Source organism: Hydrogenobacter hydrogenophilus, assembly GCF_900215655.1.
GTDB classification, from domain to species: domain Bacteria; phylum Aquificota; class Aquificia; order Aquificales; family Aquificaceae; genus Hydrogenobacter; species Hydrogenobacter hydrogenophilus.
The window spans coordinates 1-14932 of record NZ_OBEN01000016.1 but is presented as its reverse complement, the minus strand read 5'-3'; the positions used below and the strand labels follow the sequence as shown (position 1 = coordinate 14932).

The 14932-nt window shown below is 40.5% G+C and carries 18 protein-coding genes; 11 read left to right on the top strand and 7 right to left on the bottom strand.

Annotated features, from left to right (window positions below; translation table 11 throughout):
* Positions 1-296: 296 nt before the first annotated feature.
* The gene (locus CP948_RS08635; protein WP_096603528.1) at positions 297-1487 is read right to left on the bottom strand and encodes a hypothetical protein; all 1191 of its coding nucleotides are present in this window, start codon (positions 1485-1487) and stop codon (positions 297-299) included.
* A 69-nt stretch (positions 1488-1556) separates the two neighbouring features.
* On the opposite strand from CP948_RS08635, the gene CP948_RS08630 reads away from it, so the two are divergent.
* Positions 1557-1925, top strand: coding sequence for a Gfo/Idh/MocA family oxidoreductase (locus CP948_RS08630; protein ID WP_096603525.1), 369 nt, complete (start codon positions 1557-1559; stop codon positions 1923-1925).
* Positions 1907-2401: a ribosomal protein S18-alanine N-acetyltransferase gene (gene rimI / locus CP948_RS08625; RefSeq protein ID WP_096603522.1), complete on the top strand. Its 495-nt coding sequence runs from the start codon at positions 1907-1909 to the stop codon at positions 2399-2401. Before CP948_RS08630 ends, rimI begins: the two co-directional genes overlap by 19 nt.
* Here rimI and CP948_RS08620 read toward each other — a convergent pair.
* Positions 2343-3143 (bottom strand): polyprenyl synthetase family protein, encoded by an 801-nt coding sequence (locus CP948_RS08620; protein WP_096603519.1) that lies wholly within the window; start codon positions 3141-3143, stop codon positions 2343-2345. The genes rimI and CP948_RS08620 overlap by 59 nt on opposite strands.
* A 142-nt stretch (positions 3144-3285) precedes the next feature.
* Here CP948_RS08620 and sreA point away from each other — a divergent pair, with 142 nt between their 5' ends.
* From sreA to sreC, 6 genes are read left to right on the top strand one after another with little or no spacing between them, the layout of a single operon-like run.
* Complete coding sequence (sreA, locus tag CP948_RS08615) at positions 3286-6129, top strand: sulfur reductase subunit SreA (RefSeq protein WP_096603517.1); 2844 nt, start codon at positions 3286-3288, stop codon at positions 6127-6129.
* A complete protein-coding gene (locus CP948_RS08610) occupies positions 6126-6671 on the top strand; it encodes a Uma2 family endonuclease (RefSeq protein ID WP_096603514.1) in 546 nt (181 codons plus the stop codon). Before sreA ends, CP948_RS08610 begins: the two co-directional genes overlap by 4 nt.
* Positions 6672-7220, top strand: coding sequence for a Uma2 family endonuclease (locus tag CP948_RS08605; protein ID WP_096603511.1), 549 nt, complete (start codon positions 6672-6674; stop codon positions 7218-7220). It begins immediately after the preceding gene.
* A 15-nt stretch (positions 7221-7235) separates the two neighbouring features.
* Positions 7236-7616, top strand: coding sequence for a CZB domain-containing protein (locus CP948_RS08600; protein WP_096603509.1), 381 nt, complete (start codon positions 7236-7238; stop codon positions 7614-7616).
* A gap of 1 nt (position 7617) precedes the next feature.
* Positions 7618-8316, top strand: coding sequence for a sulfur reductase subunit SreB (gene sreB, locus CP948_RS08595; protein ID WP_096603507.1), 699 nt, complete (start codon positions 7618-7620; stop codon positions 8314-8316).
* Positions 8317-8318: 2 nt separating this feature from the next.
* Entirely contained in the window at positions 8319-9329 is a 1011-nt protein-coding gene (gene sreC / locus CP948_RS08590; protein WP_096603504.1) for a dimethyl sulfoxide reductase anchor subunit family protein, read from the top strand.
* A 1-nt stretch (position 9330) separates the two neighbouring features.
* On the opposite strand, the gene CP948_RS08585 is transcribed toward sreC, so the two are convergent.
* The 4 genes from CP948_RS08585 to CP948_RS08570 all read right to left on the bottom strand — a co-directional run bounded on the left by CP948_RS08585 (position 9331) and on the right by CP948_RS08570 (position 12385).
* Positions 9331-9471, bottom strand: coding sequence for a hypothetical protein (locus CP948_RS08585; protein ID WP_245810125.1), 141 nt, complete (start codon positions 9469-9471; stop codon positions 9331-9333).
* Between the two features lie 247 nt (positions 9472-9718).
* Positions 9719-10480 carry a hypothetical protein gene (locus CP948_RS08580; RefSeq protein WP_096603501.1) on the bottom strand — a complete coding sequence of 254 codons (762 nt, stop codon included), beginning with the start codon at positions 10478-10480 and terminating at the stop codon, positions 9719-9721.
* Positions 10477-11592, bottom strand: coding sequence for a TM1812 family CRISPR-associated protein (locus CP948_RS08575; RefSeq protein ID WP_096603498.1), 1116 nt, complete (start codon positions 11590-11592; stop codon positions 10477-10479). The genes CP948_RS08580 and CP948_RS08575 overlap by 4 nt, the downstream gene beginning before the upstream one ends.
* Position 11593: 1 nt before the next feature.
* Positions 11594-12385, bottom strand: coding sequence for a glycosyltransferase family 9 protein (locus CP948_RS08570; RefSeq protein ID WP_096603495.1), 792 nt, complete (start codon positions 12383-12385; stop codon positions 11594-11596).
* 245 nt (positions 12386-12630) lie between these two features.
* Here CP948_RS08570 and CP948_RS08565 point away from each other — a divergent pair, with 245 nt between their 5' ends.
* Together CP948_RS08565 and CP948_RS08560 are read left to right on the top strand one after the other, a co-directional pair.
* Positions 12631-13734 (top strand): IS110 family RNA-guided transposase, encoded by a 1104-nt coding sequence (locus CP948_RS08565; protein WP_096603492.1) that lies wholly within the window; start codon positions 12631-12633, stop codon positions 13732-13734.
* Complete coding sequence (locus CP948_RS08560; RefSeq protein WP_096603489.1) at positions 13706-13912, top strand: HU family DNA-binding protein; 207 nt, start codon at positions 13706-13708, stop codon at positions 13910-13912. The genes CP948_RS08565 and CP948_RS08560 overlap by 29 nt, the downstream gene beginning before the upstream one ends.
* Here the strand turns inward: CP948_RS08560 and CP948_RS08555 are convergent.
* A complete protein-coding gene (locus CP948_RS08555) occupies positions 13899-14120 on the bottom strand; it encodes a hypothetical protein (protein ID WP_143441282.1) in 222 nt (73 codons plus the stop codon). The genes CP948_RS08560 and CP948_RS08555 overlap by 14 nt on opposite strands.
* A gap of 351 nt (positions 14121-14471) precedes the next feature.
* On the opposite strand from CP948_RS08555, the gene CP948_RS08550 reads away from it, so the two are divergent.
* Entirely contained in the window at positions 14472-14711 is a 240-nt protein-coding gene (locus CP948_RS08550) for a hypothetical protein (RefSeq protein ID WP_143441281.1), read from the top strand.
* The last annotated feature ends 221 nt before the right edge of the window (positions 14712-14932 follow it).

The window sequence follows — 14932 nt, the reverse complement described above, 5'->3', positions numbered from 1 at the left end:
AAAGTAAAATGGGTTTCTCTGACTAACCTTATACTCAAGAGACAGACTGTTCCAGAAATAGTGCAAAAAGACTGGAAAATCCTTTACAAGTATGCAAAGGACCTTCTTTCTTTTGAAGAGCTAAGACCCGCATAATATATATGAAACTGCAAAGAACTATTAAGCTTACCCTTAAACCCACTGAAGAGCAAAAAACAATCGTGAAAAACTATCTGGCTTCTCTTTTTAGAGAAGTCAGGACTGGGGGCGGTACCAATGTAGCGATGCTACACAGCATCAGCTACAAGCCTCCGAATTTATTCGTAGGTAGTTGACAACAAACAAGAAGAAACTAAAGAAACGATGTCTTTACGGAAAGTTTCAAAGGCACTGTGCTTCTTTACCAAGTGATCAAGCATGTCTTCATTGAGAATTAGGCTATCACCTTCTCTCTTTATGAGTTCAAAGCGCATGCCAAACTCCAATAAACTCTCGTAATAGCCTATATTAGAAAAAAGTATAAAGACTTCTGGGAAGTACTTAGAAAGCCTAAAGACAAGCTTTTCCATGTTTAATACCTTATTACCAATCTTTACATCAAGAAAACTGTGCTTTTCTTTTATGTTTACCTTTGATCCTTTCTCTTTCTCAAAAAGCATTAGAGAAGCAAATAGTATTGCAGATACTGTTGCAAGATCCACATTCTGATAGTTGTCCCCAAGTAAATCTATTTTTGAAGCAACATGCAAACCATCCTCTTTATACAGATAAACATGGTTTAACCCTTCAGCAAATGAGATGTACTTACTGTCGCTTATGTGAGCTATCCTGTTTCCAGCTTTGCCAAATACATGCAAGCCTGTGCTTGTAAGAAGAAAAGTGTGATACACATTGTATTCCGCTTTTATAGGCTCTCCGTCAAACTCTCCTGATGACAGCACCTGAAGGCTTTCGTCCATATTTAAGATCTTCCCATCACCTTTTATAGCTATAGGTCCATCTTCACTTATCAGTAGTATGCGCACATCTGTGAGAGCTTTTTCACCAACTTTTCCTCCACTCCTTTCCACTTGATAAAGATAGTTAGTAGAAGCTAAATAAATATGCTCGTCCGAAGCGCAAAAGCACGAGAAGGGTTTTTCCATAAGGTCAGACACGGATAACCTTTTTACCCCCGCATGAGCAAACTTGTCTATAGGCATCCTGAAAAGACTAGTCTTACTCAAAAGGTAAAGATCACCGTACATACAGAATATGTCCACAAAATCTTCGTTGAAAGTAAGCCATTCCGTACTTCCGTCTGTTTTACTTACCTTCACCAACAGATTTTTCCCAATGCCGTAAATATGGTCCTTTGAGTTTACAAGTTTGTTTAAGTTTTCCTCTAGTTTTTCACTCTTCCACAGTAAATTCTTTTCTTCAGAGTTTACCAGAGCGAGCTTATCGTAAGCCTCCACTCTGTAATTACTAAAAACATACACTCGTTTCTCATCACACAGCAAGTACATGCTTCCCTCCTTCTGTGTATTTTACACCAAAATAGATAGTTGCTATAATTTGTTTGAGGAGGTTCAAAAGTGAGACGCGTTAATGTAGCCATAGCTGGTCTTGGAAGGGTTGGTAGCCAGTTTCTTGATGCTCTTTTGAGGGTTAACGCAGATAGTGTGAAGGTTATTGCCGTTGCAGAGCCAAGAGAAGATTTAGAAAGTGTAAGGGTAGCTAAAGAAAAAGGTATAGCTTACTACAGAGATGCAAGAGATATGCTCAGATCCTTAGAGGACGCTATAGACGTGCTTTTTGAATTGACAGGCGATGCGGTGCTTAGAACGGAGCTTCATGAGATATTAAGCCAAAGTGGAAACAGAAAGACAGTCATAGTACCAGAGCCAGTTGCTTTCCTAATATGGAGTTTAATAGTGCAAGGTAAATGCGAATACCCAAGATAAGACCTATGACTATACAGGACCTTCCGTCGGTACTTGAAATAAACAGAGAAAACTTTACAAGTGATGCGTGGAGCAAAAGCGCCTTTGAAAGGGAATTTCAGTTAGAGTACTCACACAAATATGTATTGGAACTTGGCGGTGAGGTTATCGGATACTTTGTGGTTTGGGTAATACACGATACTGCCAACCTAATGAACTTTGCTATTAAAAAAAATTACTGGGGTATGGGGTATGGGAAAATGCTCCTTAGCTTTTTGGTAGAAAACTTCAAGGATAAGGTAAGCCACATAGCTTTAGATGTGAGAAAGTCTAATGTGCGCGCCATAAGACTATACAGATCCCTTGGATTTCAGATAGTTAGTGAAAGACCAAGGTACTACTCAGATGGTGAAAACGCCTACCAGATGATCTTACACGTCAAGGAGTTTTTACCGGAGAGAGCACCAACCTCAGGAGAAACTCCATCTCCTGTGTAAGTAGCCCTATGCCTTCCAAAGTGCGAATGCATTCGTGATACTTTTCCTCTATGATCTGTGCAATGCCATCTTTGTAAATAGAGTAAAAGCCATCCTTATCCTTATAGTCATCAACCATTTGGAAAAGCACACCTACTTTTACACCTGCAGAGATTAAAGAATGAAGCAGTTGATCTCTTTTTGAAATGACCCCTGCACAAGCAAAGGCAGAAGAGAAAAGACAGGCAGTTTTCTTTAAGCTAATACTCCAAACATCACCGAGTTTTTTTATGTCCATAACTTGACCAGCTACCATACCCTTATGGCCCGAGCTTTCAGATAAGATGCGTATAACTTGCAGAAGGTCTTTTTCATCCATGGAGACAAAGTTTTCTTTCTTTGAGAGCACTTCAAAGGCTAAGTTGAGAAGAGCATCACCAGCAAGTATGGCTATATCCTCACCAAAAAGTACATGGCACGAAGGCTTTCCCCTTCTTGTGCTGTCATTGTCTATAGCTGGCAGGTCATCGTGTATAAGGGAGTAGTTATGTATGAACTCAAGAGCGCATCCTACTGTTATGGCATCTTGTATATTACCACCCAAAGCATCAGCTACCGCGCACAAAAAAAGAGGTCTTATCCTTTTACCTTCCTGAAACACATAATAAGACATGGCTTGGTAGAGAACTAAAGGCTCAAATGGTTGTAAGAGTTCCCTTAACCTGCTTTCTAAGAGATGTTTCCACTCTTCTACTTTCTGCATAGACGCTTCTCTAATTATAACAAAGAACTTAAATTAAGAACAACTTATAATCACTATAAATGAAGCTTATAATCCCATAAGCAAATTGAAAACACGACCCTTTGGGTGCTGAAGTATTTTATTAGGATAGGAGGTTTCCTGCATGGAAATAGGAGGAAGCTTTTACGACAGGAAGGCTTACAGCACTTGCTACATGTGTGCCTGTAGATGCGGTATAGAGGTATATGTGAGGAACAATAAGGTCGCTTACATAAAAGGGAACGATGCACACCCAACCAACAGGGGAGTTCTGTGTGCTAAGGGTTCTTCAGGCATAATGAAGGAGTATAGCCCTGCAAGATTGAGAAAACCTCTTTTGAGAGTGGGTCCAAGAGGTTCGGGAGAGTTTAAAGAGATAGAGTGGGAAGAGGCACTGCAAATAGCCACTCAGTGGTTAGAAGAGGCGCGTAAAAAAGGTCCCCATAAAATAGCCTTCTTTACCGGAAGAGACCAGATGCAGGCTATTAACGGTTGGTTTGCAAGTCAGCTCGGGACGGTGAATTGGGCAGCTCACGGTGGTTTTTGTTCCGTAAACATAGCGGCTTCTGGACTTTACTCCATAGGTGGTTCCTTTTGGGAGTTTGGAGAAGCGGACTTTGAAAACACTAAGTACTTTATGCTCATAGGTGTTGCGGAGGATCACTCCTCTAATCCCTTCAAACTGGGCATTCAGGAAATGAAACGCAAAGGCGGAAAGTTTGTTGTGGTAAATCCTGTCAGATGGGGGTATGGTGCCATAGCTGACGAATGGGTGCCTATAAAACCCGGAACTGACGGAGCTTTCTTTATGGGAATAATGCATGAGCTTTTCAGATACAACTTGGTCAACTGGGATTTTCTTAAAGAGTACACCAACGCAACTTGGTTAGTCATTCAAGCACCTGGCACTTCAAAGGATGGGCTCTTTTACAGAAACGAAGAAGGAAAACCCATGGTCTTTGATAAAAAATCTAATAGTTTTAAACCCGCAGACCGTATAGTGCCTGATGATCTTGATCCTGCCTTTATAGGTGAATTTACTACACCAGAAGGATACAAGGTGAGACCTGCCTTTGACATATTTGCAGAAAGGTTGGTAAAGGACTATTCACCCCAAAAGGTGGAAAAGATAACAGGTATACCTGCAAAGGACATAGAAAGAATAGCAAAGGAGATGGGAACCATAGCTCTGTACCATCCCATAGAGCTTCCTATAGAGTGGACTGATGTATGGGGAAGAAAGCACAAAAAGTTTATAGGAAGGCCTGTTTCTTTCCACGTTATGAGAGGTGTAGCATCTCATACCAACGGCTTTCAAACCGCAAGGGCTATCTTTTTGCTCATGATGATGCTCGGTGTTGTAGACGTACCCGGTGGTTTTCTCAACAAGCCACCGTATCCCAAGCACATAGAAGATCTTCCCAAACCTTATAAAATCTCAAGACCAGATGAAATAAAGTATGGAGAGGTATACCCCGGACCTCACCTTGGATATCCCCAAAACCCAGATGACCTTTTAGTAGATGAAAAGGGTAATCCCATAAGGATAGATTGGGCGTATAGCTGGTGGTTTCCGCTTACCGCACACGGATGTATACAGAATGTTATTCCTGCCGCTTACGAACAGAATCCTTACGGCATAGAGGTGTTGATGATCTACATGGCAAACATGGCTTGGAACTCATCACAGAACATCCCATACATACTCCAAGCTCTTACCGCAACAGATCAAGCAGGAAACTATATCATTCCAAAAATTATCACCATAGATGCCTTTTACAGCGAACAGGTTGCTTACTCAGACCTTGTATTGCCAGATGCTACCTATCTTGAGCAGTGGTTTGCACTGTCTTTACTTGATAGGCCACCATCTGCGGTGGACGGTCCTGTAGATGCCCTCAGGCATCCCATAGTAGACCCAAAGGCGAATGGCTATGATGTGAAAGGTTGGGGTGATGTTTTGGTAGAATTGGGCACAAGGTTAAAGCTTTCCGGTTTTGTAAACGAAGATGGTTCAAGAAAGTATAAGGACTTTAGGGACTTTCTTATAAACTGGCAGGTAAGACCAGGTGTGGGAGCTCTTGCAGGTTGGAGAGGAAAAAACGGCGATAAACACTTTGTAGGAGAACCTAACCCTAGACAGCTTGAGATGTACATAAAGAACAAAGGATTTTTCTACTATAAGCTTCCGGAAAACATGCGCTATTATAGGCATGTGAATAAAGACTATCAAGAATGGGCTTTAAGCGTAGGCTTTATAAAGAAGGTCTCACCCATAACATTCAACTTTTACCTTGAGACGCTCCAAACTTTTAGGCTCGCAGGACAAGGTCTGTGGGAAGGTAAGAACCAACCACCCAACGATCCTCTGCTCAGAGAGAGATTAGTCAAGTACTTTGATCCTTTACCCTTCTGGTATCCACCCTTTGAGGAAGAGATCTCTGCAGAAGAGTATCCCCTTTATGCTTTTACCCAAAGGCCTCAGTGGATGTATCACTCTTGGGACTCCCAAAACGCATGGCTAAGACAGATATCCTCAAGAAACTATCTTTACATGAATCCCAAGACTGCACAAAAGCTCGGTATAAAACACCTTGATTGGGTGTGGGTAGAGTCAAGAGTAGGAAAGGTTAAGTGTCAAGTTTTCTTAACAGAAACCACAGAGCCCAACTCTGTATGGACATGGAACGCCATAGGAAAGATGAAAGGCACTTGGGGTCTAAAGCCACAAGCAGAAGAAGGACACGAAGGATTTCTGCTAAACCATGTAATACCCCACTCAATAAAGATAGGAGGAAGGGAAATCTTTTATGGAGACCCCATTACAGGACACTTTGCGTGGTTTGACACTAAGGTGAAGGTTTATAAAGCTCAAGACCAAACGCCAGAAACCGCACCCCAGTTTGAGGTAAAGCCTCTACCTTATATAGAAGAAAGGTGGGTGCCTGTACTGAGGTACAAGCCGTGAAGGTAGTAGAAAAGAAAAAATACACTATTGAGGACTACGAAAAACTTCCAGAAGGCAGTCCATACCAGCTCATAGAAGGAGAGCTAGTTGTGAGCCCAGCGCCATCACCTGAACACCAAAGAGTTTCCATCAGGCTTTCGGTTATGCTTTTTCATCACCTTAAAGAAAAGACAAAAGGCGAAGTCCTTTATGCACCCGTTGATGTTTACCTTGATGAAGAAAATGCCTATCAACCTGACATAGTGGTAGTTTTGGAAGGTTCAAAAGCAAAGATAACACAGAGAGGCATAGAGGGACCACCTGATATTGTTGTGGAAATACTCTCGCCTTCTACCGCTTACTACGACCTTAGGGTAAAGAAAGATGTTTATGAAAAAGCTGGTGTAAAAGAGTATTGGATTGTGGATCCATACATGAAAAGTATAGAGATTTACTCAAACACTCCTGAGGGTTTCAAACTCCTCTCCGAGGCAAAAAGACAAGGCAGGGTAAGGTCTGAGCTTCTTAGTATAGAATTGGATCTAAAGGAGGTGTTTGAGTAGATGAAAACGCTTTTGGAGAAGAAAAGATACACTATTGAGGACTATGAGAAACTTCCAGAAGGCAGTCCATACCAACTGATAGAAGGAGAGCTCATTATGAGTCCAGCACCTTCACCTGAACATCAGGAAGTTAGTATAAACTTGAGCTATAAGCTTTACGATATAGTCAAAAAGACTAAAAAAGGCAAAGTACTATACGCTCCTGTAGATGTATATTTGGACCAAGAGAACGCATACCAACCTGATATAGTAGTGTTGCTTGAAGGCTCAAAAGCAAAGATAACACAGAGAGGCATAGAGGGACCACCTGACATTGTGGTGGAAATACTTTCACCTTCTACTGCTTACTACGACCTTTTAGAGAAAAAGGAAGTTTATGAGCGCTCAGGCGTTAAGGAATATTGGATTGTAGACCCAAAGAGAAAGACCTTTGAAGTTTACGCAAACTCTCAAGAGGGATTTAAACTTTTATCCAAAGCCAAGGGAGAAGGTATGGTCAGGTCTGAGCTTCTGGGAGTAGATTTAGACCTCAAAGAGGTGTTTGAATAAAGATGGAGGTGCAAGATGTCTTTGACTAAGCTTACTGAGTTTGTGAAAGATATAGATATTTTCATCTCTCAGCACTCCATCTACATCAACAAATTGGAAAAGGCACTGAAGGAAGGCACAAGGTTTGAACACAAGGACTGCCATAGCTGTAATTTTGGCAGAAAGTGGGACGAGTGTGTAGCACCTATAAAAGACCAGCTTCCGGAGGATATAAAGGCTATAGTAGAAAATATAGAGGAGATACACTGTGAGTTTCACAAGATCAGCATGCAAATAGACCCCACACAAAAAAAGGATAGTGATGAGCAAAACCTTAAAGCTATGAAAGATCTTTCTGCTAAGCTCTTTCAACATCTTTTATCTTTGAGGCAAATACTTGTAAAACAGGAGGCTTAATATGGCGCAGTTTGCTTTGGTGATAGACCTAAACACCTGCGTTGGTTGCCACGCTTGTGCTACAAACTGCAAAGAGTGGAACACGCAGGCTGCTTTTGGTCCCCTTTCGGACTTTGACCCTTACGGAAGAGAACCGCACGGTGTTTGGTACAACAGAATAATGACTTACGAAACTGGTGAGTTTCCAAACACACAAGTTTTTCACCTTCCCAAGTCCTGTCTTCACTGTCAGGATGCTCCCTGCGTACCTGTTTGTCCTACCGGAGCCAGCTACAAGCGCGAGCAAGATGGTATAGTGCTTGTCAATTACGATGACTGTATTGGCTGTAAGCTCTGCTCCTGGTCTTGTCCCTACGGATGCAGAGAGTTTGACGAGGCGGACAAGGTGATGAAAAAGTGTACCCTCTGTATAGACAGGATATACGATGAAACACTACCACCAGAACACAGAAAACCCGCTTGTGTACTGACTTGTCCCGCAAAGGCGAGGTTCTTTGGAGACATAGAGGATCCCAACAGCGAAGTGTATAAAGTGATAAAAGAGCGCAACGGTTTTGTCCTTTTCCCAGATATGGGAACCAATCCCGCAAACCACTACCTTCCAAGGACGGAAACAAAGGTGCATATAGACGAGCACATCCTAAAGCCAGACAATCCTTTATTCCTTGAAGTGATACAAAAACATTACAAAGGAGGTTGAGCATGCACCCACCCCTTTCCCTAATATGGTTCTTTCTGACAGCGGGCACATCTATAGGGCTTTTCACATTTACCTACTTGGCGGAGCTTTTGTCTCTCTATGGCTTTGATACCTCTCTGCCAAGGAACATGGTTATGTTTTCCCTAGTGTTTTCCCTGATCCTTATAGGTTTGGGAGCTGTAGGTGCAAGCTTTCATCTCGGACATAAAATGAGAGCTTGGAAAGCCATAAAGAGATTCCATACTTCTTGGCTCTCTCGCGAAGCGGTCTTCAGCGGAGCTTACGGCTTTACTTTGCTTCTTTATGGACTTTCCTATTATTTTGGCCTTAATGCTTTCTTTGTTCATTTATTTGGGATAATTACTCTTATTTTGGGTTGGCTTTCTGCCTTTTCCACTGCTATGATATACGCTTCCAACAAGTTTGTACTTGAGTGGAACACATCTCTAACAGTGCTTTACTATCTTAACATGTATCTTATGCTGGGATCATCTGCTTTCCTTGCTACTACTTACCACTACAAACCTCAGCTTGTAAAACCTTTCCTTTTAATTACTCTTTTCTTTGTGCTTTTGGGACTTACCTTTAGGATAGCCTTTAACATAAGGCAGTTTTTCTTAAAGAGACCTACTCTAAATGAGGCTCTAAACTTACCACACAACAGACCTATAAAGGTTCTTGATACGGGCACGACCACTAATAACTACTGTACAGAGGAGTTCTACTACGCAAAAGGCAAGGAAATACTAAGCTTTGTCATTCCCATTTTTTATGTAGTTACCTTTTTTGTTCCCATCTCTTTACTTTCTTACTCTCTTATAAAAGGAAACACTTCTTACAGTTTTTATGCACTCACCTATGCCAGCTTAGTAATAGGAAGCGCTTTAGAAAGGTGGTCTTTCTTTGTGGAAGGAAATCACGTGCAAAACCTCTTTTACGGACTGTATCCAAAAGAGGGATACACTCTAAGAAAGGGCTATATGGAGAGGAAGAAAACCAAGATAAGTATATAATTTATATGCCCATATCTTTAGCCTGCTCTTCTGTGAGCTTTCTGTCTTCCTCTTTTCCGCTTGCGCACCTGTCAAGGAGCTCTTTTAGCCTTATGGGTGCTTCTGTAAGAGGCAGAGAAGAGTCGTATATCTCACCTTTCACTCTGCATTCCTTGAGGGTTTTCAATGGTAGTGCAGGTCAACTCTACCTACGAATAAATTCGGAGACTTGTAGCTGATGCTGTGTAGCATCGCTACATTGGTACCGCCCCCAGTCCTGACTTCCCCCCTTTGGAGAGAAGCCAGATAGTTTCTCACGATTGTTTTTTTGCTCTTCAGTGGGTTTAAGAACGAGCTTAATAGTCCGTTGCAGTTTCATATATAGTGAGGTGTTTATGAAGATGCACAGCTTATTCTTCCCCAGGTCCTTTTATATCTATATAAACCACCTTACCTTCGTCTCCTTGGGTAAAATAAGACAGGGTTATGTCCGAAAAGAAAGTCAGTGCGGAAGCAACTACGCTAAAAACCGTAGTGCCTGCGGTAATGCCTACTACTATTTGGCTTTTTTTGTAGCCTTCTTCTCGTAGCTTTTTGAAAACTTCTTTTATTCTTCTTTGAATACTGTCAAAATGGTTGTAATCTACTGGTTCTGTTTTTTCAACGCTTACACCCTTATAAAGCTTCTCCACAATCTCTTTAAAAGTACTGAAATTTTTTTCCGATTCATGGGATGGGATTACTATAACTTTTTCAAGCTTTGCTTTCTCATGCAGGTCTTTTATCTTTTCCATTATAGGATATAATCTGAAATTTCTTGATGGTTTACCCTTCTTTTTCACCTCTTCCAATTCCAAATCAGGAATAATACTCAACCCAGTTATAAGTACCTTAGCGTTTGAAGGGTTTGCATTTCTAATTTCATACTCTCTTTCTTCAAAGAACTTTTTTAGCTCTTTATACCTCCACCAAATGTAAAAAAAAGTAATAGCACTTACAAAAAAAAGAAAAATAGCTCTTAAAAGTGTATCCGCCTCTTGCTTAATAATAAAGTCAATAAGAGTAAATATGGCCTCAGGCAAAGCACCAAAGAATATGGTGATCACGAAAACATCCCGTTTACTAAATTCACCAAGAAGAGCATTAAACGTTTTGTAGGACTTTATGTTCATTGGATTACCTCTTCTTTCAGTTGACGATAGTAATCTAAGTATTCTTTAAAAACTTTTCTGAATTCTTCTTCAGAGCACAAGATACGCTGAATTTTTCCACTATACTTTCCTTTTGGCTGACTACCGTGAACTATGGTATTTCTTAAGTGGCTTAGGAATTCAAATTTTTTATCCCTTTGACGAAGGGTGTTTCTTAGTTCTTCTCTTGTATTGTATTTATTACAGTCATGCCTGTTTTGCTTTCTGCAAATTAGAACGAGAAAAGCCTCATAAAGTAGGACAATAGCTTTCAAGTACTGTCCTTTGTCTGCGAAAAACTTAGCCCTATTTACCATGCTTTCGTCAAGGTATTCTGCCCTTAACTCGCAGAGTAGGGGATTAACTTTTTTATGAAGATAGCATTGAGATTCAGAAGGATGAAATTTAAGAAGTTCTTCTAACTTACGGTAATAGACTTCCTTAGCAAGATCTCCTTTACCCATCTGTTCATAGTAAACTCTGAAATCACCGGTAGTCATGAGTAGGGATAGTGCGCTTGCCGTGTCAAGAAGTTGGGATATTTGGGTGAGCTCATAAGCGGGTTTGGTTCCATCCTTGTTGGTGTATTCAAGAAAACCATAAAATGTCCTTATTTTGAAGTTTTTAGGTTTTTGTAAATCATCAAAGTGCTCAAAACGCAAAAAGGCATAAAAAATTTCTTCATAGTCTACTTCACTTAGAACTTTGAGAACTTCTTCACATATCTCAAGTACTTGGGGTGGGTTGTCCTTAATAGCTAAAAGCTTTACAGACACACCAAGGCTTTCAGAAAGGGACTTCTCCATCTGTTTGAGCTTTTCATTGCTAAAACCTTTCTCTAGATCCTGTGCTACCTTAAAAACTTCTTCACTTTCTGAAAGCCCAAAAAGTTCACTCCAGGTGGAACCAGTTGTGCCAACTATCAGAAGGTCTGGTTTAACATTTTCCTTCTTTCTTAAATAAGCATGCATGACCACCGTAAAGAAGGAACTTTCGTATGTAAAGCCATCCTCAAACTTGTAGCACGTTTTCTTGTATCCTCCTTCCTCTTTCCCTGCCTTTCCTATAAAGGACACTAAGAGACTTTTTCTCATATTAATAGTTTAACATTAGGGTCTCAAAGGTTCTGACAAAGCTTTTAAAAAGTTCTTCCACATTTAAACAAGGTCTTTCCCTGCAGGTGTTGGGAAAGCAAGGACTGCAGTAGAGGTTTAAGCTTATTTGAAATACCTTTCTGCCTATAGGTCTCCAAACTATAGGGTCTGTGGGACCGTAGAAAACAAAAGTTGGAACACCTACATAAGAAGCTAAATGAGATATACCACTGTCGTTTCCTATAAATAGTCTGGCTTCTTTTAGTGCTTTAGCTATTTCAAGAGGGTCTGTGCTTTGGTAAAACTCAGAAACAAAATCCTTTACCCACTCATCCGCTTCCCCTACAAAGTAAATAACCTGATAACCATGTCTTTTTAGGTACTCTTCTATGCGTAAAAAGAGCTCTATAGGGGGGTTTTTGGCTTTTGAACCGCTGGAAGGATGTATAACCGCCTTGCCTTTGAAGGGATTGTCCCGTATAGGTTTTAGATATAGTGTGTCAGAGTAGTTATCTTTCAATCCCAAGCTCTCAAGGTAGTGATCCACTATCCAGATTCTCCTTTCTGGAAAAGGCTTTACATTTCCATCCACAGACACCTTTATGACCCTGCTAAAGCTTCCTTCTGGTATTTCGTAGTGCATCTCATCAATCCACCCCACCTCCTTGGCTATTTTTAGGTAGTCTGTATTACCTACCGCAAATATACGCTCGCCCCTTTTCTTGAGTATCTCAAGTACTGGAAAGGTGAGCAGTGTGTCTCCAAGTCCACCCCTTCTGTAAAAGAGTATCATATAATCATTCTATTCTTTTATACATGAATAAGTTTAAAGTTAAAGTTTCCATTTTAGTGAAAAGTAGTTTTAGAAATAGTCCTTTATGGACTATTAATGGGAGATCCTCAACCCATATCATTCTATGAGGCTTATATGCCTCATATTGCATCTTGGGAGGGGATCTCCCGCCTTCAACCTAATGATGGTAGGTTTGGGACGGCATAAGCCGAACCCATAAAGAATGGTTAGGAGGAGGCAAAAAAATGGAAACCTTGCATGTAGGAGTAGACGTATCAAAGGAAAAGTTTAACTATGCAATACTAAGGAATGGAAACAAGCTAAAAGAAGACCAGCAAAAGATAGACTATACAGGCATGCATTGGATAAGAGGAGATATAGAAGTTTTAAGAAGACAAGGAGAAATTGTGAATATCTACATAGAACAAACAGGGATATACGCAATACCACTTATAAAGTTTTTCCTTGAAAGTGGCTACAGAGTATTTTTAGTAGATGGAGGAAGATTTAACCAGTGGATAAAACTAAAGGGAGGAAAGAAAACGGACAAAAAAGATGCAGAGAACTTAGCACTGTACGGAATAGCAGGATTACCAACAAGGGAGATTGAACTAAAGGACTTGGTAATTTTTGAACTGAAACAGCTAATCACACACAGGGAAAGACTGCTAAAGGAAATAAACGGAACTATGAACTATTTAAGACAGCTTGTAGAAACAGAATATCCAAGCCTAAGATACCAACCAAAGACAAAGCTATGGAGAATTGTAAAGAACAGGCAAGAACAGGAATACTCCACGATGATGGGATTTAAAGCCTTAAAGTGGATAATCAAGGAACAAAGGGACAAGCTTTTATACCTTGAGGAAATGCTAAAAGATGTAGAGGAAGCAATAGAGGAGTTTTTGAAGAAGTACTTTAAGGAAGATGCAGAAGTGTTAAGAAGTTTTGGCTTTAGGAAAACGGCAGGCTATCTGATTGCAACATACGGAGATATCACAAGGTTTAAAAATGTCAAGAAATTTAAAAAATATATGGGACTTGCAAACGCACCCGCACAGTCAGGAAAAAGTGAGAAAGAAAGAAGAACATACAATAACAAGCACATAAGGAAAATACTTTACATGTATGTAGTCCAAAACCTCAGACACGAGAACGAAGTAAAGAGATACTACGAAAAGCTGATAGAAAGAGGAGTAAAGAAGAAGAAGAAAGCAATAATGAAGACTGCCAGCAAGGTTTTAGAATGGATATACTACGCACTGAAAAACAAAACATTATACGATTTGTCATGGTTAGAATGCTTAGAGGAGGCAAACAATGAAACACAACAGAAAGACATTGGCTAAGATAATAGCTGAAAGGCTTGGAATGACAAAGACAGAGACAGTAGAGGAGATAATAAAAGCTTTGATAGAGGAGATAAGGGAAAGAGTGAGAAAAGGAGAGAGAATAGAACTAAGAGGATTAGCTTCATGGAAGATAAGAAACGGAAAAGTCAAAGTGAAAAACTTCATAAGGAACTGAGAAGAATATACAGAAGAAGAACAAAAGAAAGGAACATCAAAGAGAAAATAAGATAGAGGAGAGGCTTAGAGGGAGTATAAGAAGGTACAGATTTAGGCTTTATAGGATCATTTACAGGAAACTTATCCGATAACTTGTCAAAAAGCTCAGATATAGCAGAAAGGATACGATGCCCTTCCTTTCCTTTCTTGTCCCAATCCTTTCTCATATAGTCCCTATCATAAAGACCCATATCTACACCCCCAAAAGTTTCGATTTATGTGTAATATTATACAAGCCCACCTATCGGCTCGGCAGACGCTTACGCTCCTGCCCGAGCCTAAGGATACCAGCCAGAAGAGATGAGGGAGGGAGGAGCTAAGGCGAGCCCCTCCCTCCCTCAAACTCCCACCCACCCCGCACCTTGCAGTCCTAACGGACTGCAAGGGATTATAATTTTTTACTTAATTTTATCACTGGTACCATGTTAATTTTAACTATGGAATTTCCTTAACAGTAGGCTGTGGCTCCTGTAGTGGCTCTTTAGCCGATGTGTCTACCTCAATGTAATAATAACCGCTTGAAGATAGAGAATTTGAAGGCTGAGGCTGAGACTGAGACTGTAGCTGTGGCTGTGGCTGACGCTGAGACTGAGAAGGCTGAAGCTGAGAAGGATAATAAGGATAGGAAAGATAGGCTTTTTCATTATTTGAGCTTTTATTTTCAACTTGCTGAACTTGAGCCTGAACCTTGGGAAGAACGCCACCGCTTCTGTGGAAGTAGCCAAAGAGCTGATAGAGAGAAAAGAACAAAACAATAAAACCTACAAAAAGCATGACAGGAGGACGCCCACGAACGCCTTTCATATGCTCAACTAAGGCACTGCGATATAGAACAAAAATAACAGGATCATATTTAAGTATGCTCTTTTTGACAACTACACCGCGAGGCTGTTTGAAAAATCCCAGAGCATTGACAAAACTTGATTTCTAAAAACAGCCCTCAAAAGCTCAAAAAATAAGTAAATCCCCCAAAGCACCA